This is a genomic window from Nocardioides segetis, from assembly GCF_051390595.1.
Classification (GTDB): domain Bacteria; phylum Actinomycetota; class Actinomycetes; order Propionibacteriales; family Nocardioidaceae; genus Nocardioides.
Genome location: NZ_JBNINR010000025.1, coordinates 1 through 21,836, shown reverse-complemented (window position 1 = coordinate 21,836; position 21,836 = coordinate 1). Strand labels below are relative to the sequence as shown.

The following is a 21,836-nucleotide window of genomic DNA, read 5'->3' as shown; positions in this document are numbered from 1 at the left end:
GGGCGACGCGCCGTACGAGTGCGCCGTGGAAGGAGGCTGAGGTGAAGCTCATGTTCGTGGCCTATGTGGCCGTCATCGCCGTGGGGCTGGTGCTCATGCTGTGGTCGGGGCTGAGGCACGCATGAAGACCTTCGTGCGCAACAACTCGCTCGGCCTGTTCTTCGGCCTGCTCTTCCTGGGCACCGTGGTGGCCCAGTCCTTCGCCGGCTGGCAGGCGTTCAACGACCAGCAGGCCGGCGAGCGCCTCGGCACCATCGGCTACGGCGAGTACGTCACGTCCACCGACTTCGCCGTGGCCGTGGCCGAGAACTGGCAGAGCGAGTTCCTGCAGTTCCTGCTCTACGTGCTCGCGACCGTCTGGTTCCTGCAGCAGGGCTCGCCGGAGTCGAAGGAGCTGGACAAGCCCGGCCTGGAGACCGACGAGCAGCAGAAGCTCGGTCCCCACGCGCCCGCGGACGCGCCCCGTTGGGCGGTCGCGGGCGGATGGCGGACCCACCTCTACTCCCACTCGCTGGCCCTCGCCGTGGGCGTGATCTTCCTGCTCTCGTGGCTGGCGCAGTCCGTCGCCGGCTGGGCGGCCGACAACGAGCGCCGGCTCGAGCAGCTGCGCGATCCCCAGTCGTGGGGCGGGTACGTCGCCTCCGCCGACTTCTGGGAGCGGACCCTGCAGAACTGGCAGTCGGAGTTCCTGGCTGTCGGCGCCTTCGCGGTCCTCGCGATCTTCCTGCGCGAGCGCGGCTCGGCCGAGAGCAAGCCCGTCGGCGAGCCGCACCACAGCACCGGCGTGGAGGGCTGACTCGGCGCGCCTCCCGAATGTCGCCGTGTCGACATTGTTGGATGGAGCAGTCCCGGGCTCTGGGGAAGGAGCCCGCAACCACTCCAGACAAAGGTGAGGGCGATGGTCGGCTACTACGGAGGATCCAGTGCACCCGACATGCCGCCGAGGATGCCGATCCCGGCGCCCGGCAGCGACGTACCGCTCGGCACCGAGGACGCGGCCGTGACCGGCGAGGCCTCGGCGCGCGAGGACGCGATGACCCTGCAGTTCCCGCTGCCCGACGCGGGCGCGAGCGGGGCGGAGCGGGGCGCCGTGCAGACGGTGACCGGGGAGATCGGGCCGACCGGGCGTCCGATGCCGGTCCTGCCCGACCCGCGGCCGGTGACCGCGCACGGCAACGCCCGCGTGATCTCGATGTGCAACCAGAAGGGCGGCGTCGGCAAGACGACGACCACCATCAACCTCGGCGCCGCGCTGGCCGAGTTCGGCCGCAAGGTGCTGCTCGTCGACTTCGACCCGCAGGGCTCGCTGTCGGTGGGCCTGGGGCTCAACCCGCACGAGATGGAGAGCACGGTCTACAACCTGCTCATGGACCCCGAGGCCACCCTCGACGAGGTCGTCGTGCCCTCCGGCGTGCCCGGCATGGACCTGCTGCCCTCCAATATCGACCTGTCGGCAGCCGAGGTGCAGCTGGTCCACGAGGTCGCCCGCGAGCAGACGCTGCAGCGCGTGCTCGCCCCGGCCGTGGCCGAGTACGACGTCATCCTCATCGACTGCCAGCCCTCGCTCGGCCTGCTGACGGTCAACGCGCTCACCGCCTCCGACGGCGTCATCGTGCCGCTGGAGTGCGAGTACTTCGCGCTGCGGGGCGTCGCGCTGCTCAAGGCCACCATCGACAAGGTCAAGCAGCGCCTCAACCCCGGACTGGAGGTCGACGGCGTCCTCGGCACCATGTACGACGGCCGCACGCTGCACGGCCGCGAGGTGCTCGAGCGCCTGGTGCAGGCCTGGGGCGACCAGGTCTTCCACACCGTCATCCGGCGCACCGTCAAGTTCTCCGACTCGACCGTTGCGGGCGAGCCGATCACGTCGTACGCCTCCGGGTCGAGCGGGGCGGAGGCGTACCGCCAGCTCGCGAAGGAGGTGGCGGCGCGGTGTCTCGACGTGTGAGCATGCCGGCGGCGGACGACCTGTTCCGACCGACCGCCGAGCCGGCCGTCCGGGCCGTCCCCGACCCGCCCGCCCAGCTGGAGGAGCCCGAGGCTCCCGCCCCGAAGGGGCCGAGCGGGCGGGTCCGCCACGACGAGAAGATCACCGTCTACGTCACCTCGGCGGAGCTGATGGAGCTGGAGCAGGCCCGGCTCACCCTGCGCGGCGAGCACGGCCTGGCCGTCGACCGCGGGCGCCTGGTCCGCGAGGCGCTGCACCTGGTCCTGGGCGAGCTCGAGGCCGAGGGGGAGAGCTCCGCGCTGGTCAGGCGCCTGCGTGAGTCATGATGCAGGTGTGAGCAACCACGAGTCGGTCGACGCACCGGTCGCGGACGGTGGGGCCGAGGAGGGGCACGGTGGGTTCGCCGTGCGCCTGGCGAACTTCGAGGGCCCGTTCGACCTGCTACTGAGCCTGATCTCCAAGCACAAGCTGGACGTCACCGAGATCGCGCTCTCCCAGGTCACCGACGAGTTCATCGCCCACATCAAGCAGCTGCCCGACGACTCGCTGGAGGAGACCACGTCCTTCCTGCTGGTCGCGGCGACCCTGCTCGACCTCAAGGCCGCGCGGCTGCTGCCGGCCGGCGACGTCGAGGACGAGGAGGACCTCGCGCTGCTGGAGGCCCGGGACCTGCTGTTCGCCCGCCTGCTGCAGTACAAGGCCTACAAGCAGGTGGCGGCGGTGTTCGACGCTCGCCTGCAGGCCGAGGCGCGGCGCTTCCCCCGGGCCGTGGGCATCGAGGAGAGGTTCGCGGCGCTGCTGCCCGAGGTCCTCATCGGGATCGGGCTCGACCAGTTCGCGGCGCTGGCGGCCAAGGCGATGACCCCGAAGCCGGAGCTGCAGCTCACCCTGCACCACATCCACGCCCCGACGGTCAGCGTGCGGGAGCAGGCCGCGATCGTGGTCGACCGGCTGCGGCGCAGCGGCACCCTCACCTTCCGGTCGCTGTGCGGCGACTCGCCCGACACACTGACCACGGTGGCGCGGTTCCTGTCGCTGCTGGAGCTGTTCCGCGAGGGTGCGGTCGCCTTCGACCAGGTCACCCCCCTGGGAGAGCTGACCGTCCGCTGGACCGGTGACGAGGCGGTCGACATCGAGGACCTGATCACCGACGAGTTCGACGGGGCGACCACCCCCGAGGAAGCAGGAACAGATGAGTGAGGAGACGCTCCCCGTCCCGGTCGCCGAGCTCCGCCCGGCGCTGGAGGCGGTGCTCATGGTCGCCGACCAGCCGCTCGACGCCGTCTCCCTCGCGACGGCCGTCGGCTACCCGGAGCCGCAGGTGATCGAGGCGCTGAGCGCCCTCGCGGCCGAGTACGACGAGCAGGGCCGCGGCTTCGAGCTGCGCAACGTCGCGGGCGGCTGGCGCTACTACACCCGTGAGGACCTCGCGCCCGTCGTCGAGGCCTTCGTCCTCGACGGCCAGCAGGCCCGGCTCACCCAGGCCGCCTTGGAGACGCTCGCCGTCGTCGCCTACCAGCAGCCCGTCTCGCGGGCCCGCGTCTCCGCGGTGCGCGGGGTCAACGTCGACGGCGTGATGCGGACCCTCCTCAGCCGCGGCCTGGTCGAGGAGGCCGGGCGCGACGGGGAGCACGGCGCCACGCTCTACCGCACCACGACCTACTTCCTGGAGCGCATCGGCATCGTCTCGCTCGACGAGCTGCCCGATCTCGCGCCGCACCTGCCCGACCTCGCGGAGGTCGAGGAGGAGCTGGCGCCGACCGTCGACCCCGGCACGGAGCCGGCGACGGAGTCGGCGACGGAGTCGGCGACGGAGCCGGGGGAGGAGCCCGCCGATGACGCGTGACGTCGCCGTCGACGACGACGGACTGATCCGGCTGCAGAAGCTGCTCGCCCAGTCGGGCGTCGCCTCGCGCCGGCGCTGCGAGGAGCTGATGCTCGAGGGCGAGGTGGAGGTCGACGGCGAGGTCGTCACCCGGCTCGGCACCAAGGTCGACCCGCGCACGGCGGTCATCAAGGTCTCCGGCAAGCGGCTGCCCCCGGTCTCCGACCACGTCTACCTCGTGCTCAACAAGCCGCGGGGCGTCGTCTCGACGATGTCCGACCCGCAGGGGCGACCCACGCTGACGGACGTCGTCGCGGACCGGGTCTCGGGCGACGCGGCCCTGCGGCTCTTCCACGTCGGTCGCCTCGACACCGACACCTCGGGCCTGCTGCTGCTCACCAACGACGGCGACTTCGCCCACCGCATGGCGCACCCGTCGTTCGAGGTCGAGAAGACCTATGTCGCCGAGGTGTCCGGACGGCTCACCAAGGCGACGCTCGCCGAGCTGCTCGCCGGCGTGACGCTCGAGGACGGTCCGGTCGAGGTGCGCCGCGCGCGCGTCATCGACAGCTCCACCGACAAGTCGATCATCGAGCTGGTCATCCACGAGGGCCGCAACCGCATCGTGCGGCGCCTGCTCGACCAGGTGGGGCATCCGGTGCGCCAGCTCAGCCGCACGCGGTTCGGGCCGATCGAGCTCGGCACCCTGCGCAGCGGCACGCTGCGGGAGCTGTCCGACGACGAGCTCGGCCAGCTGCTGGAGCTGGTCGGTCTCTAGACCTACCGTGGTGAGGTGATCCCCGCCCCTGCGGTGCCCACGGCGCTGCGACCCTACGTCGCCGCGCGGATCCCCTACGACGTCGCGTTCGGTGCGCCGGGCGTGCACCGTGGCCTGCCGTCGACGACGCTCACCCTGGTGCTGCCGCTCGACGAGCCGCTGCGCGTCTCGTGGCCGGACTGGTCGGACTCCCTGCACGCCGCCTGGGGCTCGCTCTCGGGCCTGCACACGGCGCCCGCGGCGGTGCACCACGACGGGGCGCAGCGCGGGATCCAGCTCGCGCTCACGGTGGCCGGCGCCCGGGTGCTGCTCCGCCGTCCCGCCTCCGACCTGGCCGGCGCGCTGACCGACGTCGACCAGGCCGTCGTACCGCTCGCGTTGCGAGAGCTCCCCGAGCGCCTGCACGACCTGCCGTCCTGGCCGGCCCGGGTGGCGCTGGTCGACCGCACCCTCGCGGCGCTGGCCGCGGCGTCGGGCGATCTCGCGCCCCGCGCGGAGGTGGCCCGGGCGCTGGCGCTGCTCACGTCCGGAGCCGCCGTGGCGGGCGTCGCGGCGGAGGTCGGCTACAGCCGGCGCCGGCTGTCCACGCTGGTCCGGGCCGAGTGCGGGCTGACGCCGAAGGAGTTCCAGCGGGTCGCTCGGCTCGAGACGACCCGGCAGGTGCTGGGACGGCGGCCTCTGGCCGAGGTGGCGGCGGTGTGCGGCTACAGCGACCAGGCCCACCTCACCCGGGAGTGGAGCGCGCTGGCGGGGTGCACCCCGACGACGTGGCTGCGCGACGAGTTCCCCTTCGTTCAAGACCGCCGGGACGACCAGGACGCAGGATCGGAGCATGACTGAGACAACGACACCCGCCCCGAGCTCCACCCCGGCCTCCGCGGCGTCCGTCCGGCTCTGGGCGGCGATGCAGTTCCGCGACACCGACGCGATGATGGCGTGGCTGCGTGCCGTCGGGTTCACCGAGCACGCGACCCACCGCGACGAGCACGGCGTGGTCGTGCATGCCGAGTGGCTGTGGCCGGGTGGCGGCGGGCTGATGTTCGGCGCGGTCCGGCCCGAGAGCCCGCTCCAGCCGGCCGGGTCCGGCGCGGTCTACCTGGTGACCGACGACCCCGACGCCGTCTTCGAGGCCGCCGTCGCCGCGGGCGCCAGCGTGGAGCGGGCGATGGTGGACCAGGACTACGGCGGGCGCGGCGGTAGCGTGCGCGACCCCGAGGGCAACCACTGGTCGTTCGGCTCCTACCAGCCGGGCGCCGAGGCGGGCTCGTGATCCCCTAACCTTGCCTGCGTGTCGGAGACGAGAGTGCTCACAGGCCCGGTCGAGATCGTCGGCACCGGGTTGATCGGCACCTCGATCGCCCTGGCCTGCCGGCGCGCCGGCCTCGACGTCCTGCTCACCGACAGCACGCCGGACCACGTCCGCACCGCGACCGGGCTGGGAGCCGGGCGGGCCCGGGCCGAGGGCGACGTCCCCCAGCTGGTCGTCGTCGCCGTCCCCCCGGACGCGCTGGGGCCGGTCATCGGGCAGGTCCTCGACGACGCCGGGCCCGAGACGGTGGTCACCGACGTCGGCAGCGTCAAGGCGGGCCCGCTGGCCGCGGTCGCGGGCCACCCGGCCGTGAGCCGCTACGTCGGCAGCCATCCGATGGCGGGCACCGAGCACTCCGGACCGCTCTCCGCCACCGCCGAGCTCTTCGACGGTCGGCCCTGGGCGATCGCGCCCGGACCGGAGGCCGCGCCCGCCGCGACCCGGGTGGTGGAGGCGCTGGCCGCGATCTGCGGCGCGGTCCCGGTGCACCTGAGCCCGGTCGAGCACGACCGGGCCGTCGCCCGGACGTCGCACGTGCCGCACCTGATGGCCTCGCTCGTCGCCGGGACCCTCGCCGGCGCCTCGCCCGAGCACCTCGCGCTCTCCGGCACGGGCGTGCGCGACGTCACCCGGGTCGCCGGCGGCGATCCGCGCCTCTACAGCCAGATCATCGGCGGCAACGCGGCGGCGGTCGCGAACCTGCTCGCCGAGGTCCGCGACCGGCTCGACCTCGCGATCGAGGCCGTGTCCGGCGGCGACCGGACCGGCCTGGAGTCGCTGCTCGCCTACGGCCGGGCCGGCACCCGCGCGATCCCCGGGAAGCACGGGGCGGCCCCCCAGCCGATGGAGGCGGTCCGGGTGGCCCTGCCCGACCAGCCGGGCGGGCTCGCGCGTCTGTTCTCCGACGCCGGCGACAGCGGCGTCAACATCGAGGACGTGCGGATCGACCACGACCCCGGTCGCCCGGTCGGCCTCGTCGAGCTCGACGTCGTGGAGGGCCGCGCCGACGAGCTGCGGGCCGCTCTGGAGTCGAGGGGATGGGTGACCCACCGGTAGGGTGCGGGCCGTGGACGTGCCGGTGAACGTGGTTGTTGCAGTCGACGGAACCTCCGGCTCGGGCAAGTCGAGCACCTGCCGCGCGGTCGCCGCCCGGCTCGGCCTGCGCTACCTCGACACCGGCGCGCAGTACCGCGCCATCACCTGGTGGATGCTCGAGCACGGGGTCGACGTGCACGACGCGGCCGCGGTCGCCGCGCGCGCGGGGGAGCCGGTGCTCGTCTCCGGGACCGACCCGCTGGCCCCGACCATCACCGTCGACGGTCGCGACGTCTCGGTCGAGATCCGCGGCGACGAGGTCAACGCCGCGGTCTCGCCCGTCAGCGCGGTCCCCGAGGTGCGTGCGCGGCTGGTCGACCTGCAGCGCGCGCTGATCGCGCCGGCCGACGGACCCCGCGGGGGCATCGTCGTCGAGGGGCGCGACATCGGCTCGGTCGTGTGGCCCGAGGCCGAGCTCAAGGTCTACCTCACCGCCGACCCGGCCGCCCGGGCCGCGCGGCGTGCCCTGGAGAACGGCGGCGCCGACGTCGCCGCGACCCAGGAGTCCCTGCTCGCACGCGACCGGATCGACTCCGGCCGCGCGGTCGCGCCGCTGACCATGGCCGACGGTGCCGTCCACGTGGACTCCACCGCGCTGACCCTGGACGAGGTCGTCGACGTCGTGGTGGGCCTGGTGATGGAGCGCGCGTGAGCGCCCATCACGTCCCGCGGCCCGCGCGCTGGCTCCTCACCGGGGGAAGGCCGACGGCGCGCTGGCTGATCCGGCGTCGGTGGGACGTGCGGGTGCACCACGCCGAGCGGTTCCCCACCGAGGGGCCGGCCGTCGTCGCGGCCAACCACATCGGCTTCGTCGACGGGCCGTTGATGGCGATCTTCGCGCCGCGGCCGGTGCATGCACTGACCAAGATCGAGATGTTCGCCGGGCCGTTGGGGCCGTTCCTCCGGGCGTCCGGGCAGATCCCGCTGGACCGCGACCACACCGACCCGGCCGCGGTGCGGATCGCGCTGCGGGCGCTGCGGGAGGGGCGCGCGGTCGGCGTCTTCCCGGAGGGGACCCGCGGCCCGGGGGACCTGGAGAGGTTCCGCGGCGGTGCGGCCTATCTCGCACTGGTGACCGGGGCGCCCGTCGTACCGCTGACCTTCCTGGGATCGCGCGACCCGGGCGGATCGAGCGGCTCGCTGCCCCACAAGGGGGCCCGGATCGACATCATCGTCGGGGAGCCGTACGCCGTCGATGCGGTGCCCTGGCCTCGGACGCGGGAGAATGTCTCATCGACCTCGGCCGCGCTGCGCGACCACATGCAGCAGCAGCTGGCCGTTGCCCTGGACGAGACGGGGCGGAGCCTTCCGGGCCCGCTCCCGCAAGGAGAGCGTGATGAGTGAAGACACCCCGACCGGGGTGGTCCCGGTGCTGGCCGTCGTCGGCCGCCCGAACGTCGGCAAGTCGACCCTGGTGAACCGGATCCTCGGCCGCCGCGAGGCGGTCGTCGAGGACATCCCCGGCGTGACCCGCGATCGGGTGTCGTACGACGCGGAGTGGGCCGGACGGGCGTTCACGCTCGTCGACACGGGCGGCTGGGACCCCGACGCGCGGGGCATGGCCGAGCGGATCAAGGTGCAGGCGGAGGTCGCCGTCACCCTGGCCGACGCCGTCCTCTTCGTCGTCGACGCCTCCGTGGGCATCACCGACGCCGACGAGGCGGTGGTCCGGGTGCTGCGCAAGTCCGGCAAGCCGGTCGTGCTCGCCGCCAACAAGGTCGACGACGAGCGCGCCGAGGCGGAGGCCTACGGCCTGTGGAACCTCGGCCTCGGCGAGCCGTACCCCGTCTCCGCCCTGCACGGCCGTGGCTCCGGCGACCTGCTCGACGCCGTCCTCGAGGTCCTGCCGGAGGCGCCGGACCCGGTGGAGGAGGAGATCGGCGGACCGCGTCGGATCGCCATCGTCGGGCGCCCCAACGTCGGCAAGTCCTCGCTGCTCAACAAGCTCGCCGGCGAGGAGCGGGTCGTCGTCGACAACGTCGCCGGCACCACCGTGGACCCGGTCGACGAGCTGGTCACGCTCGGCGGCCGGGAATGGCGGTTCATCGACACCGCCGGCATCCGCAAGCGGGTCAAGGAGGCCTCGGGCCACGAGTACTACGCCTGGCTGCGCACCTCGACGGCGATCGAGCGTGCCGAGGTGTGCGTCCTCGTGCTCGCCGGCAACGAGTCGATCGCCGAGCAGGACATGCGGATCCTGCAGGAGGTGCGCGAGGCCGGCAAGGCGCTCGTGATCGCCTTCAACAAGTGGGACCTCGTCGACGCCGAGCGGCGCTACTACCTCGACCGCGAGATCGAGCGGGACCTGGTGCAGGTGCAGTGGGCGCCGCGGATCAACATCACCGCCAAGACGGGCTGGCACGTCGACCGGCTGGTCCCCGCGCTCGACCGCGCCATCGAGGGCTGGGAGACCCGGGTCTCCACCGGCGCCCTCAACGCCTTCCTCGGCCGGATCGTCGCCGAGCACCCGCACCCGGTGCGGGGCGGCAAGCAGCCGCGGATCCTGTTCGGCAGCCAGGTGCAGAGCGCGCCCCCGGTGTTCAAGCTGTTCACCACCGGCAAGCTCGACCAGGGCTACGAGCGCTTCGTCGAGCGCCGGCTGCGTGAGGAGTTCGGCTTCGTCGGCACCCCGATCGAGATCAAGGTCCAACCGCGGGAGAAGCGCGGGCGCAGGTAGGCCGGTGGTTGCGGTTTGGTCCCAAACCGCAGCAATTCGGGCCTCCGGCATGCGGTCTGTGCCCAAACGAGGGGGCCGCCGCTTGCCATGTTCGAACAAATGTTCGAACATGGCGGAGTGAGCGTCCGCCCCCTCGAGATCGACGACCCCCGCGCGGTCGTGGACCAGCTGCGGGGCCGGATCGCCGCCCTCGAGGGCGGTCCGACCCGGCTGCTCGTGCCGGTCGTGCCGATGCTCGCCGGGCTGGTCCAGTTGCGCACCGGCGGGGTCTACGGCGTCGACTCCGCGACCCTCGGCATGATGCTGGCCGCCGGCGCCTCGCAGGCCGGCGAGTGGGTCGGCTTCGCCGGGTGGGACGACTTCGGCGCCGAGGCCGCGCAGCAGCGGGGGATCGTGCTCGGGCGCACCGTCCTCGTGCCCACGCCCGGCGAGCACTGGCTCGAGGTGACGGCGGCCCTGGTCGACGTCCTCAAGGTCGTGGTGCTGCGCCCGCCCGGCGGTGTCGACGCCAAGACCGCCTCGCTCCTCGAGGCGCGGCTGCGGGCCCGGTCGGCGGTGCTCGTGGTGCAGGGGGAGTGGCCGCGCTGCGAGGCGCGGATCAGCGCCGAGCGGGTCGACTGGGACGGGATCGGCCACGGCCGCGGCCGGCTGCGTGAGCGCCGCGCGACGCTCGTCGCCCGCGGTGGTGGCCGTCTGCCCACGCGGGCCGATGTGGTGCTCGACTGATGGCGGGGATGTGATGGCGGGACGGACGATGGTCCTGTGGTGCCCCGACTGGTCGGTCACGGCGGGTCTGCTCGAGCTCGCCGACACCGCCTCGGGAGCCGCGGCGGACGTCGACGCGGCGGCGCCCGCCGTCGTACTGGCCAACAACGTCGTGGCGGTGTGCAACGCCGCGGCCAGGTCCGAGGGCGTACGCCGCGGGCAGCGGCGTCGTGACGCCCAGGCGCGCTGCCCCGAGGTGATGCTGCTCCCGGCCAACCCGGACCGTGACGCCCGGTGGTTCGAGCCGGTCCTGGCGGCGGTCGAGGAGATGCGCCCGGGGGTGGCGCCACTGCGCCCCGGCCTGCTCGCGATCCCCGCGCCGGGCCGCTACTTCGCCCGTGCGGGGATCGACGGCGAGGAGGCCGCGGCCGCGGTGCTCGCGGAGCGGCTCGTGCGGGCCGGGGTGTGGGACAGCCGGTTCGGTGCCGCCGACGATCTCTACACCGCCGAGCGCGCCGCCCGGCAGGCGTCGGCGCAGGCCTGTCTGTCGATCCCCGCGGGCGGCTCGGTGGAGTTCCTGCGCGGCCTGCCGGTCACCGTGCTCGCCGACGACGGGCCGGAGGGCGCCGAGCTCTCCGGCCTGCTGCGCCGGCTCGGGCTGGTGCTGCTCGGCGACTTCGCCCGGCTCGGCGCGGGCGAGGTCGCCAACCGCTTCGGCGGCTACGGCGCCGACGTGTGGCGGCGGGTGCAGGGCCGGGAGGTGGTCCGCATCGCCTCCCGCACCCCGCCCCCGGAGCTGGCCTGCGAGATCTCCTTCGAGCCGCCGCTCGACTCGGCCGAGGCGGTCACCTTCAGCGTCCGCACCACCGCGGAGCGGTTCGTCGCCGGTCTCGCCGACCGGCAGCTGGTGGCGACATCGGTCCGGATCGAGGCCGAGTTCGAGGAGGGCGTCTCCACCCGGACCTGGCTGCACCCCCGTTGCTTCACCTCCCGCGACCTCGTCGACCGGGTGCACTGGCAGCTCCAGGCGGGGATGGCGTCCTCGGGCCTGCGCAGCCGCAAGCCCGCGGGCGAGACGATCACCTCCGCGGTCACCGTCGTCCGCTTCCTGCCCGACGTCGTCGAGGCGGCCGGCGACCACGCCGACGGGCTGTGGGGCGGGGGTGCGGAGGAGCAGGTGGTGCGCGGGGTCGCCCGGGTCCAGGCGATGGTCGGGTACGACGCGGTCCGGGTCCCCGTGCTCCAGGGCGGACGCGGCGCCGCCGACCGCCAGGCGCTGGTGCCGTGGGGCGAGCGACCGGTCGGGCTGCGTCCGGTCGAGCGCCCCTGGCCGGGCCGGATCCCCGGCCCCGCGCCGAGCCGGGTCTTCGCGATGCCCCTCGAGGCGGAGGTCGTCGACGAGGCGTCGGTCGCGGTGTCGGTCACCTCCCGCGGCCTGGTGACCGGGGAGCCGTGGCGGATCCGGATCGGTCGGCACTGGTGCCCGGTCGCCTCCTGGGCCGGGCCGTGGCCGGTCGACGAGGGCTGGTGGCTCGCGACCGCCGACACGCCGGACTCGGCGTCGGGACCCGGGTCGGGGCGGGCGGCCCGGTTCCAGGTCGTCGGCGTGGACGGCCGGGCGTGGTTGCTGTGCTGGCGCTCGCCCGGCAGCTGGGAGGTGGAGGCGGCCTACGACTGAGGTTCGCCCGGCCGTCTCGTCCGCTGGCCTCTGTCCTCGCGGCCCCGCGATGGCTACGCTGCTGGAGGGAGGGCGGCACCCGGTGGAGGAAGCATGGGACGCACCAGCAAGCCGGCTGACCTGGTCGGTCGCAACCTGCGCGCACTGCACGGCGCTCTCGAGCACAGCGTCACCATCCAGATGTCCCGGCTCCAGGGGCTGATGGACGACCTCGTCGCCCGCGGCTCGCTGACCCGCGCCGAGGCCGACCACCTCCTCGCCCAGCTGATCGGCACCGGCAAGGCCTACTCGCAGGCGCTGCTGCAGGTGCTCGACGCCGTTCGTGACCAGGCCCCTCGGCTGCCCCTGGTCCCCAGCCAGCTGGTCCCGACCCACCTCCTCCCCGGCCGGCGCAGGCGTGGGTCCGCTCCCGCGCCCGACCCCGACAACGTCGAGACGCTCGTCCTCCCCGACCTCGACCGGCTCACCGTGCCGCAGGTGAAGGCCCGCCTGGCCGGCGTCGCTCCCGACGACCTGCGACGCGTCCAGGAGCGCGAGGTGGCGGGCAAGAACCGCAAGGGCGTCCTCGCCGAGATCGACCGACTGCTGCGTGCCTAGGGGTCACGAGCGCCCGCGGCGACGGAGCGCTCCCGGCGCTTACGGCAGGTGACCTACGTCCCACCTGTAACGAATCCGCGCGCCCCGACGCTGTGAGAGGGGAAGTACGTCGGGAACGAGGAGTGTGGGCATCGTGCGGTTCGCGTGGGGTAGGTCGGCGGTCGGTCGGACTCGGGGAGGCGTCGCGACGACGGTGGCGCTGCTCCTCGCGGCGACCCTGCTGGTGGCGGGTCCGGGCGAGGCGACCACGGCCGATGCCGCTGCGACCGGCGTCGCCGCGAAGAAGGCGCCCGACCCGGCGTACGTCGTCAAGCCGGGGATCGTGTTCAACCACCCCTTCCGCAGCACCAAGAAGAAGACCAAGATCCAGCGCCGGATCATCAAGACGGTCAAGAACGTGCCGGCCGGCGAGACGATCCGCCTGATGACCTGGAACTTCGACTCGCCGAAGTACGCGAACGCCTTCATCAAGGCCCACCGCCGCGGCGTCTCGGTGCAGATCATCATGGCCCGGGGCCTGGCGAAGTCGCAGGGGCCGGGCCGCTCCTACCCGACCCTGCGCAACGCCCTGAAGCAGGGCAACGCGGACCGGCCGAAGGCACTGCGCAGCTGGATCCGCACCTGCGTCTCGACCTGTCGGGGCAAGGGCGGCGCGATGCACTCCAAGCTGATGCTGGTCAGCCGCTCGGGCGCCACCACCAACATCGCCATGCAGGGCTCGGGCAACTTCACCGGTGCCGCGGCCGTGCAGCAGTTCAACGACTGGACCACCATCACCGAGAACCCGGCCGTCTACGACGGCTGGATGACGATGTGGAAGCAGGCGAAGAAGGACAAGAACGTCAAGCCGCTGCGGTTCACCGCTCCCAGCACCACCACCCCGGGCGCCACCATCACGACGATGTTCGCGCCGCACCGGAAGAAGACCGACCCGGCGCTGAAGGTGCTCAACAAGGTCCGGTGCACGGGCGCCTCCAACGTCCCGGGCGGGCGGACGAAGGTCCGGATCGCCAACGCGGTGTGGGGCGATCAGCGCGGGGTGAAGGTCGCGAAGAAGGTCCGCGCGCTGCACCAGGCGGGCTGCGACGTCCGGATCGTGTTCATGATGATGCCGTTGAAGATCCGCGGCATCCTGCGCGGCCTCCCGGCGAAGCAGATGGTCTACATCACCGGGGCGACGGCCAACAAGTTCAAGGACCGCTACGTCCACATGAAGGGGCTGTCGGTCCAGGGGAACGTGGACGGGCGGGCCGACGGCAACGTCGTGCTGTCCAGCAGTGAGAACTGGACCCAGCTCGGCTGGCACTCCGACGAGCAGAACGTCATCTTCTGGGACGACCAGCCGATGGCCGCGAAGTACGCCGACTGGGTGGACCTGATCTTCCGTCAGGCGCCGCGCAACCTGAACAACTACGTCAACTCCGCCGACCCGAACGGCCGGATCACGCCGGGCACCGAGTTCCTCGGGCCCCGGGACTACCCGTTCCACGAGCTCGAGCTGCACTGATGCCGTACGCCGCCCGGCGGTGGCCCGTCAGTGCTCGAGCGACGGGTCCCACCGGTTGGCGAGCAGCTTGAAGCTCGGTGTGTCCTCGAGGGACGTCATCGCCTCGTAGATCCGCTCGTACTGCGTCGAGGCGATCCGCCACGCGCCGTCGGCGTCGCGGCGGTAGGTGTCGACGTAGTAGCCCCCGCCCCGGATCTGCACCTTGAAGTCCGGCACGATCACGGTGTCCTCGAACGCCCACGAGCCGGTCGCGGTGGCGCCGTCCACGTCGATCTCGGGGTGGTTGGCGATGTGGATCGTGATGATCCCGGGACCGAGGTTCTTCTCCATGTACGCCACGACGTCGGCCCGGTTGTCGAAGTGGAGCGGCTCGCCCATCGCCTGGGTGCCGTAGCGCGCGCTGACGTCCTCGGCCAGGCAGTCGGCGTACTCGTCCCACCGCTTGAGGTCGAGCGTGCGGAAGTAGCGGTGCTTGAGGCGCTTGATCTCTTCGATCGCGACGAGGTCCATGGGCGCACTGTAGAACGTGTTCTAGCTTCGGTCGAGAGGCTGTGTCGGTCGGCCGTGGCAGCCTGGGTCGGTGTGGAGGCGATGCGTGCGCTGCTCGAGGCCGAGCGGGTCGAGGCCCAGCGGCGCCTGGCGGGCCTGACCGGCAGCTTCGACGAGGTGGTGGCCGCCTCCCGCGACACCAACGCCGACGACGAGCACGACCCCGAGGGCGCGACCATCGCCTTCGAGCGCTCGCAGCTCGCGACGCTCGTCGCCCAGGTGCGCCGCCGGCTGGCGGAGGTCGACGCGGCCCTCGCCCGTCTGGACGCCGGCACCTACGGCAGGTGCGAGCGATGCGGACTGCCCATCGCCCCCGCCCGGCTCGAGGCCCGTCCGGCGGCGCGGACCTGCATCGGCTGCGTCGGATAGCGGCTGGCCCCGTCGGGCACACTGGCGTCCGGGCGGCTCGCGACGTCGAGCCGTGGGACCACGGCACAGGAGGTGACGCGATGGCGGACGAGGGACCGTTCTTCCACGGCACGAAGGCGGATCTGCGGGTGGGCGACCTGCTCACCGCCGGCTTCCGGTCGAACTATCGGCCCGAGGTCGTGATGAACCACGTCTACTTCACCGCCCGCGTCGACGGTGCGGGGCTGGCCGCCGAGCTCGCCCCCGGTGATCGTCTCCCGCGGGTCTACGTCGTGGAGCCGACCGGCGACTTCGAGGACGATCCCAACGTCACGGACAAGAAGTTCCCCGGCAATCCGACGCGGTCGTACCGCAGCCGCGAACCGCTCCGGATCGTCGGCGAGGTGACCGACTGGACGCGACTGGCGCCCGAGGCCCTCCAGGCGTGGCGCGACCGGCTGGCCGACCTGCGGGCCGACGAGCGGGGCGAGATCAGCAACTGAAGGAGCCGGGGTCAGGCGCCGTCGTACGCCGCCCGGAGCTCGGCGACGTCGATCTTGCCCATCGTCAGCATGGCGTTGCAGGCCGCCTGGTTGGCGGGGGTCGTGTAGTCGCCGCACAGCTCCTCGAGCTGGACGGGGATGACCTGCCAGGAGATGCCGTACTTGTCCTTGCACCAGCCGCAGGGGCCGGGTTCGCCGCCGTCGGCGGTGAGGACGTTCCAGTAGTGGTCGACCTCCTCCTGGCCGTCGACGCGGAGGTAGAAGGAGAACGCCTCGTTGAGGTGGAACTCGGGGCCGGCGTTGAGGCCGATGACCTCGTGGCCGGCGACGGTGAACTCGACGACCTCGGCGACCGACGTGCCGGGCTCGGTCCAGGCGGTGAGCACCTGGCCGACCGACGAGCCCGGGATGTGCTCGGCGTAGAACCTCGCGGCCTCGACGGCCTTGTCGTTGCCGAACCACAGGTGGGTGCGAACGGAAACCATGGGGATCTCCTCGGGTCGGGACCCTCCGGGCGAGGGTCGCTGTCGAGGACGACCGGGCTCGGCGCCGGGACTCATCGCCACGACCGGGCGAGGACCGCTAGTCGAGGCAGAACTCGTTGCCCTCGACGTCGAGCATGTTCTGGCAGGACTCGTTCTCGCCGTCGGCGAGCAGCAGGGTGCCGCGGGTGGCGCCCAGGGCCTCGAGCCGACTCGCCTCGGCCTCGAGCGCGGCGAGGCGTTCGTCGCCGGTGAGCCCGGTCCCGACGCGGACGTCGAGATGGACCCGGTTCTTCGTGGTCTTGGCCTCCGGCACGCGCTGGAAGTACAGCCGCGGGCCGACGCCGTCGGGGTCCTGACAGGCGGCCCAGGCGTCCTCGGGGTCGGGCGGGTACGGCGGGTCGACGTACCCGAGCACGGCCTTCCAGAACTCCGCCACGGCCCGCGGGCTCGCGCAGTCGAAGGTGACCTGGACCTGTCGTACCGTCGCCATGCGGACAGCGTAGAGAAGGGGACACCACGCCCTGGTGTTCGAACAGGTGTTCGACTAGAGTCTCGGGTCATGGAGACTACTCTCGACGCCGCGGAGGTCCGGTCGTACGCCGACCGGCTGCTCGCGTCGCGCCGTGAGGGCTCCGCGGCCGAGCTGGTCGACCTGATCGCGGCGCTCGAGGAGCTGAAGTCGACGGCGTGCGCCGTCCAGGCCGAGGCATCGGTGGCGTTCGACGCACGACGCCGGTGCGAGCAGGCGCAGGCGGGGGTCCCGTCCCGGCGGCAGGGCCGGGGGATCGCGGCGGAGGTCGCGCTCGCACGGCGTGAGTCACCGCATCACGGACAGCGCCTGCGCGGGCTCGCGAAGGTCCTCGTCGCCGAGATGCCGCACACCCTGGCGCGGCTCCGTGACGGCTCGCTCAACGAGTTCCGGGCCACCCTGCTGGCCCGGGAGACCGGCTGCCTGACCGCCGACCAGCGCGCCTTCGTCGACGAGGAGCTGTGTGCCGACCCGCGGGCTCTCGACGGCGTCGGCACCCGCGAGCTCCTCGGCCGAGTACGCCGTCTGGCGGCCGAGCTCGACCCGGCGGCCGTCGCCCGGCGGGCCCGACGTGCCGAGGCCGACCGCAACGTCACCGTGCGCCCGGCGCCGGACACGATGGCCTACCTGACCGGCCTGATGCCGGTCGCGCAGGCGGTCGCGGTCTATGCGGCGCTGCGCACGGAGGCGCAGCGCGCCCGTGCGGCGGGCGATCCGCGGTCGCTCGGCCAGCTCATGTCCGACCTGCTGCTGGCCAAGGTGACCGGGGTGAGCGACACCGGTGACGACGGGCACGCGCCCGCCGTGCCTCTCACGATCAACCTGACCCTGTCCGACGAGACCCTGGCCGGCGGCCACGCGCCGGCCGTGCTGTCGGGCGACGGGGTGCCCGGTGAGGTGGTGCCCGCCGAGGTGGCGCGTCAGCTGGCCGGGCGGGCCTTCGCGGCAGAAGCCACCGTGTGGTTCCGCCGGCTTTACCGCAACCGTCTCGGCCGATGGGTGGCGATGTCCAGCCGGCAGCGCCTCTTCCCGGAGGGGATCGCCGAACTCCTCGCCCTGCAGGGTGGGGGGATCTGCGCGAGTCTCTACTGCGACGCTCCGGTGCGGCATGCCGACCACATCAGACCCGTCGACGACGGCGGCGCGACCAGTGCCGCCAACGGCCAGGGACTGTGCGTCGCCTGCAACCACGCCAAGCAGGCGCCGGGCTGGCGACAACAGGTGGTCTCGAGCCCGCGGGAACGCCCCGAGGTCGAGACCGTCACCCCCACCGGCCGGCGCTACACCGCGACCGCTCCCGCGCCACCCGGCTGGCGCGAGCCGCGGTTCGTGCGGGGCGGTCCCGGTCGCTACGACCTCATCGCCTGAGGCGGGGCGGGCAGGCATGGGCTGGAACAACCCGCCGGTTCCGTGGAGTGAGCTCGAGCGCCGCCTGTCCGGGCGTGCCCCGGCTCTCGAGGCGCCGGTGTCACGGCGGAAGCGTCCGCGCGTCGAGCCCGACGCGGTGAGCCGGCCAGACGAGTCGGTGCCGTACGCCGAGCTGCACTGTCACAGCCACTTCAGCTTCCTCGACGGCGCCAGCTCACCGGCCGACCTCGTCAAGGAGGGAGCCCGGTTGGGTCTGGACGCGATCGCGCTGACCGACCACGACGGGTTCGCGGGCGCGCCGCTGTTCGCGGAGGCCGGCACCGACTACGCCATGGCGACGGTGTACGGCGCCGAGCTGACCCTCGACGTGCACCGCGCCCAGAACGGCATCCCCGACCCCGAGGGCAGCCACCTGCTGGTGCTGGCGCGCGGGGTGGAGGGCTACCACCGGCTCTCGGGAGCGATCACCGAGGCCGGGCTGCGGGCGCCGGAGAAGGGCAGTCCCGCCCACGACCTCGACGAGCTCACCGAGCGGGGCCGCGGGCACTGGGTGGTGCTGACCGGGTGCCGCAAGGGGACGGTGCGCCAGGCACTCGCCCGGCACGGTCCCGCCGCGGCGGCAGGAGCGCTCGACGAGCTGACCGACCGGTTCGGTCGCGATCACGTCGTGGTGGAGCTGACGGTCAGCGACCACCCGGGCGGCGAGGAGGACAACGATCTGCTGACGCGTCTCGCCGACGACCGTGGCCTGTCGGTGGTGGCGACCGGCAACGTGCACTTCGCGACGCCGGAGAAGCGACGGCTCGCGGCGGCGATGGCGGCGGTGCGGGCGCGGCGCAGCATCGCCGAGCTGGACGGCTGGCTGGACCTGTCGGGTGGGGCGCACCTGCGCAGTGGCGAGGAGATGCTGCGGCGCTTCGCGCACCGTCCCGACGCGGTACGGCGCTCGGTCGCCCTCGCCCGGGAGCTCGCCTTCGACCTGCGCAAGGCCTCGCCGCGGCTGCCGAAGCAGGGCATCCCCGAGGGGCGGACGGCGGGGGAGCAGCTGCGCTTCCTGCTGGAGGAGGGCTTCGCGGAGCGTTACGCCCACCTGCCCCACGCGAAGGAGGCCCGGCAGCGCGTCGAGGCGGAGATGCGGGTGATCTTGGAGAAGGACTTCGCCGGCTACTTCGTCATCGTGCACGACATCGTGAAGTTCGCGCGCGACAACAAGATCCTGTGCCAGGGCCGGGGATCGGCGGCGAGCAGTGCGGTCTGCTTCGCGCTGGGCATCACCGCCATCGACTCGGTCCGCTACAACCTGCCGTTCGAGCGGTTCATCTCCCAGCACCGCGAGGAGGAGCCCGACATCGACGTCGACTTCGACTCCGACCGGCGCGAGGAGGTGATCCAGTGGGTCTACGACACCTACGGCCGGCGCAATGCCGCGCAGGTGTGCAACGTGATCAGCTACCGGCCGCGGATGGCGGTGCGCGACGCGGCCAAGGCGCTCGGGTATTCCCCCGGGCAACAGGACGCCTGGTCCAAGCAGGTCGACAGCTGGCATGCCATCGACGAGGACGCGGCGATGCCGCGCCCGGTCATCGACCTGGCCAACGAGCTCATGTCCGCTCCCCGCCACCTCGGCATCCACTCCGGCGGCATGGTGCTCACCGAGCGCCCGATCGGGGAGGTCTGCCCGATCGAGAGGGCGCGGATGGACAAGAGGACCGTGCTCCAGTGGGACAAGGACGGCTGCGAGTCGATGGGTCTGGTGAAGTTCGACCTGCTCGGTCTCGGGATGCTCGGCGCGCTCGACCACATGATCCGCCTGGTCGAGGAGCACCTCGGGACCCGCTGGGAGCTGGCGACGCTCCCGGCGGAGGAGCCGGCCGTCTACGAGATGCTCGGCCGCGCCGACTCGATCGGCGTCTTCCAGGTCGAGTCCCGCGCCCAGATCGGCACCCTGCCACGGCTCAAGCCCCAGGAGTTCTACGAGCTGGCCATCGAGATCGCGCTGATCCGCCCCGGCCCGATCCAGGGTGGCGCGGTGCATCCCTACATCCGCCGCAAGACCGGGGTGGACAAGGTGACCTATCCGCATCCGCTGCTCGAGCCGATCCTGGAGCGCACGCTCGGCGTGCCGCTCTTCCAGGAGCAGCTCATGCAGATGGCCGTCGCCCTGGGCGACTGCACCCCCGACGACGCCGACCTGCTGCGCCGCGCGATGGGCTCGAAGCGCGGCATCGAACGGATCGAGAAGGTCAAGGACAAGCTGTACTCCGGCATGGCCCGCAAGGGCATCACGGGCGACGCGGCCGACGCGATCTACGTCCAGGTGCTGTCCTTCGCCGGCTTCGGGTTCGCCGAGTCCCATGCGCTCAGCTTCGCGCTGCTGGTCTACGCCTCGTCGTGGTTCAAGCTGCACTACCCGGCTGCCTTCCTCGCCGGGCTGCTGCGCAACCAGCCGATGGGCTTCTACTCACCGCAGTCCCTGGTCGCCGACGCCCGCCGGCACGGCGTCCTCGTCCTGCCGCCGGACCTGGTCCACTCCGACGTCCAGGCAGGGCTCGAGCCGTGCGCGGTCACCACGCCTGAGGACCCGCTGAGGTACGACGGCGCGTGGGCCGTGCGGCTCGGACTGGATGCGGTGAAGGGGATCGGACGGGAGGTCGCGACCCGGATCGTGGCGGAGCGCGCCGCGGCGCCATACGCCGACATCCGCGACCTGTCCCGCCGCGCCGGGCTCGCCCGGGCCCAGCTCGAGGCGCTGGCGACCGCAGGTGCGCTCGCGGGCTTCGGCCTGGACCGGCGCCAGGCGCTGTGGATGGCCGGCTACGCGGAGGACGGCGACCAGCTCCCGGGAAGCACCCCGGCGCCCGCGGCACCGGCGCTGCCGGAGATGTCGGCGTGGGAGGTGACCCTGGCGGACCTCTGGGCGACCCGCATCTCCACCGACGTCCACCCCGTCGAGCACTTCCGGGAGACCCTCGCCGCCGCCGGGATCAGGTCGGTCGCGGAGCTGCCGGAGACCGACGCCGGCCGGCGGGTGCATGTCGCCGGGCTGATCACCCATCGGCAGCGGCCGGGGACGGCCGGTGGGATCACCTTCCTCAACCTCGAGGACGAGACCGGGATGCTCAACGTGGTCTGCTCCCCGGGCGTCATGCGCGCCCACCGCCAGGCGGCCCGCAACCGGGTCGCGGTCGTGATCCGCGGGATCGTGGAGCGCCAGGACGGCGTCACCAACCTGGTCGCGGACCGGATCGAGCCGCTCGACGGCGTCCTGCCGGGCGCGGGCGACGCGCTGCAGATCCGCCAGGCATCGCGTGACTTCCGCTAGCGGCGCGTCTGTAGAAGTTGTTGGTCGGTTGGCGTGCTCAGGGTGCGTGCATCGCAAGGCGCCGGCGCGCCGCCATACCGGGTCGTCTTGCAAGCGTCGGCAACGCCGCGAGGTGCGTGCCCTGGGTGCGCGAAGCGTTCAAGAACTTCTACAGACGCGGCGCTAGCGGCGAGGCCGATTCGGGGGAGCCGCCGAGGCTGCGGTAGTGTTCCGTTCGCCTCGGACGGCGATCCGGACGAGGCATCGGGCTGTAGCGCAGCTTGGTAGCGCACCTGACTGGGGGTCAGGGGGTCGCAGGTTCAAATCCTGTCAGCCCGACCAGAACCGCTGAGTTCAGACCAAGGTCCAAGTGACCGGGTTTGAGATCAGCGGTTTGGTCGTTTTTCTGAGGGTGTTCCCAACGGCGCTCGTGATCGTCCTCTGTGCCCCCGCTGGGAGGCACAGCCATCCTTCGTGGACCTTTCGCGGTTCCACGAAGGGCGGGGTCCAAGCGGCGTCCTGCACATCGCCATGGTCATCGATGTAGAAGGCCACAAGGGACTGCTGCACGGATAGGTGACATCTGATCTGTGGTGCCGAGAGGTGCCGCTGGAAGGATGTGCACTGTGCCGAA

At 72.6% G+C, this 21,836-nt stretch carries 23 protein-coding genes and 1 tRNA gene; 21 read left to right on the top strand and 3 right to left on the bottom strand.

The genetic code is table 11. From position 1 onward, the window contains the following. Positions 1-121 precede the first annotated feature (121 nt). From ACPZVR_RS24625 to ACPZVR_RS24550, 16 genes are all read left to right on the top strand, one after another. The gene (locus ACPZVR_RS24625; protein WP_436702330.1) at positions 122-796 is read left to right on the top strand and encodes a DUF6766 family protein; all 675 of its coding nucleotides are present in this window, start codon (positions 122-124) and stop codon (positions 794-796) included. A gap of 336 nt (positions 797-1,132) precedes the next feature. Beyond that, complete coding sequence (locus ACPZVR_RS24620; RefSeq protein WP_436702342.1) at positions 1,133-1,948, top strand: ParA family protein; 816 nt, start codon at positions 1,133-1,135, stop codon at positions 1,946-1,948. Continuing rightward, on the top strand, positions 1,933-2,274 hold the full coding sequence (locus ACPZVR_RS24615; RefSeq protein ID WP_436702329.1) for a hypothetical protein: 342 nt from the start codon (positions 1,933-1,935) through the stop codon (positions 2,272-2,274). The genes ACPZVR_RS24620 and ACPZVR_RS24615 overlap by 16 nt, the downstream gene beginning before the upstream one ends. A 7-nt stretch (positions 2,275-2,281) precedes the next feature. Next, on the top strand, positions 2,282-3,148 hold the full coding sequence (locus ACPZVR_RS24610; protein WP_436702328.1) for a segregation and condensation protein A: 867 nt from the start codon (positions 2,282-2,284) through the stop codon (positions 3,146-3,148). After that, a complete protein-coding gene (gene scpB / locus ACPZVR_RS24605) occupies positions 3,141-3,794 on the top strand; it encodes an SMC-Scp complex subunit ScpB (protein ID WP_436702327.1) in 654 nt (217 codons plus the stop codon). The genes ACPZVR_RS24610 and scpB overlap by 8 nt, the downstream gene beginning before the upstream one ends. Beyond that, positions 3,784-4,551 carry a pseudouridine synthase gene (locus ACPZVR_RS24600; RefSeq protein WP_436702326.1) on the top strand — a complete coding sequence of 256 codons (768 nt, stop codon included), beginning with the start codon at positions 3,784-3,786 and terminating at the stop codon, positions 4,549-4,551. The genes scpB and ACPZVR_RS24600 overlap by 11 nt, the downstream gene beginning before the upstream one ends. A gap of 15 nt (positions 4,552-4,566) precedes the next feature. Then, positions 4,567-5,391: an AraC family transcriptional regulator gene (locus ACPZVR_RS24595; protein ID WP_436702325.1), complete on the top strand. Its 825-nt coding sequence runs from the start codon at positions 4,567-4,569 to the stop codon at positions 5,389-5,391. Then, entirely contained in the window at positions 5,384-5,821 is a 438-nt protein-coding gene (locus tag ACPZVR_RS24590; RefSeq protein WP_436702324.1) for a VOC family protein, read from the top strand. The genes ACPZVR_RS24595 and ACPZVR_RS24590 overlap by 8 nt, the downstream gene beginning before the upstream one ends. 18 nt (positions 5,822-5,839) lie before the next feature. Continuing rightward, entirely contained in the window at positions 5,840-6,916 is a 1,077-nt protein-coding gene (locus ACPZVR_RS24585; protein ID WP_436702323.1) for a prephenate dehydrogenase, read from the top strand. A 10-nt stretch (positions 6,917-6,926) separates the two neighbouring features. Next, on the top strand, positions 6,927-7,607 hold the full coding sequence (gene cmk, locus ACPZVR_RS24580; protein WP_436702322.1) for a (d)CMP kinase: 681 nt from the start codon (positions 6,927-6,929) through the stop codon (positions 7,605-7,607). Next, entirely contained in the window at positions 7,604-8,299 is a 696-nt protein-coding gene (locus ACPZVR_RS24575) for a lysophospholipid acyltransferase family protein (protein WP_436702321.1), read from the top strand. Before cmk ends, ACPZVR_RS24575 begins: the two co-directional genes overlap by 4 nt. Continuing rightward, positions 8,292-9,632: a ribosome biogenesis GTPase Der gene (gene der, locus ACPZVR_RS24570; protein WP_436702320.1), complete on the top strand. Its 1,341-nt coding sequence runs from the start codon at positions 8,292-8,294 to the stop codon at positions 9,630-9,632. Before ACPZVR_RS24575 ends, der begins: the two co-directional genes overlap by 8 nt. Before the next feature lie 117 nt (positions 9,633-9,749). Then, the gene (gene imuA' / locus ACPZVR_RS24565) at positions 9,750-10,358 is read left to right on the top strand and encodes a DnaE2-dependent mutagenesis accessory factor ImuA' (protein WP_436702319.1); all 609 of its coding nucleotides are present in this window, start codon (positions 9,750-9,752) and stop codon (positions 10,356-10,358) included. Positions 10,359-10,371: 13 nt separating this feature from the next. Next, positions 10,372-12,015: a Y-family DNA polymerase gene (locus tag ACPZVR_RS24560; protein ID WP_436702318.1), complete on the top strand. Its 1,644-nt coding sequence runs from the start codon at positions 10,372-10,374 to the stop codon at positions 12,013-12,015. 93 nt (positions 12,016-12,108) lie between these two features. Then, positions 12,109-12,612, top strand: coding sequence for a hypothetical protein (locus ACPZVR_RS24555; RefSeq protein WP_436702317.1), 504 nt, complete (start codon positions 12,109-12,111; stop codon positions 12,610-12,612). A gap of 193 nt (positions 12,613-12,805) precedes the next feature. After that, the gene (locus ACPZVR_RS24550) at positions 12,806-14,119 is read left to right on the top strand and encodes a phospholipase D-like domain-containing protein (protein ID WP_436702316.1); all 1,314 of its coding nucleotides are present in this window, start codon (positions 12,806-12,808) and stop codon (positions 14,117-14,119) included. Between the two features lie 27 nt (positions 14,120-14,146). Here ACPZVR_RS24550 and ACPZVR_RS24545 read toward each other — a convergent pair whose 3' ends face one another. Further along, positions 14,147-14,629 (bottom strand): nuclear transport factor 2 family protein, encoded by a 483-nt coding sequence (locus ACPZVR_RS24545; RefSeq protein ID WP_436702314.1) that lies wholly within the window; start codon positions 14,627-14,629, stop codon positions 14,147-14,149. A gap of 54 nt (positions 14,630-14,683) precedes the next feature. Between ACPZVR_RS24545 and ACPZVR_RS24540 the strand changes: the two genes are divergently transcribed. Further along, positions 14,684-15,037 (top strand): TraR/DksA family transcriptional regulator, encoded by a 354-nt coding sequence (locus ACPZVR_RS24540; RefSeq protein ID WP_436702313.1) that lies wholly within the window; start codon positions 14,684-14,686, stop codon positions 15,035-15,037. 80 nt (positions 15,038-15,117) lie between these two features. Next, complete coding sequence (gene arr / locus ACPZVR_RS24535; RefSeq protein WP_436702312.1) at positions 15,118-15,519, top strand: NAD(+)--rifampin ADP-ribosyltransferase; 402 nt, start codon at positions 15,118-15,120, stop codon at positions 15,517-15,519. Positions 15,520-15,530: 11 nt separating this feature from the next. On the opposite strand, the gene ACPZVR_RS24530 is transcribed toward arr, so the two are convergent. Both ACPZVR_RS24530 and ACPZVR_RS24525 read right to left on the bottom strand, forming a co-directional pair. Beyond that, on the bottom strand, positions 15,531-16,004 hold the full coding sequence (locus tag ACPZVR_RS24530) for a VOC family protein (RefSeq protein WP_436702311.1): 474 nt from the start codon (positions 16,002-16,004) through the stop codon (positions 15,531-15,533). Positions 16,005-16,101: 97 nt separating this feature from the next. Then, entirely contained in the window at positions 16,102-16,494 is a 393-nt protein-coding gene (locus ACPZVR_RS24525; protein WP_436702310.1) for a VOC family protein, read from the bottom strand. A 69-nt stretch (positions 16,495-16,563) separates the two neighbouring features. On the opposite strand from ACPZVR_RS24525, the gene ACPZVR_RS24520 reads away from it, so the two are divergent. The 3 genes from ACPZVR_RS24520 to ACPZVR_RS24510 all read left to right on the top strand — a co-directional run bounded on the left by ACPZVR_RS24520 (position 16,564) and on the right by ACPZVR_RS24510 (position 21,544). After that, a complete protein-coding gene (locus ACPZVR_RS24520; RefSeq protein ID WP_436702309.1) occupies positions 16,564-17,901 on the top strand; it encodes an HNH endonuclease in 1,338 nt (445 codons plus the stop codon). Positions 17,902-17,917: 16 nt separating this feature from the next. Beyond that, on the top strand, positions 17,918-21,223 hold the full coding sequence (locus ACPZVR_RS24515; RefSeq protein WP_436702308.1) for an error-prone DNA polymerase: 3,306 nt from the start codon (positions 17,918-17,920) through the stop codon (positions 21,221-21,223). A 244-nt stretch (positions 21,224-21,467) separates the two neighbouring features. Then, a tRNA-Pro gene (locus tag ACPZVR_RS24510) sits at positions 21,468-21,544 on the top strand. Positions 21,545-21,836 lie beyond the last annotated feature (292 nt).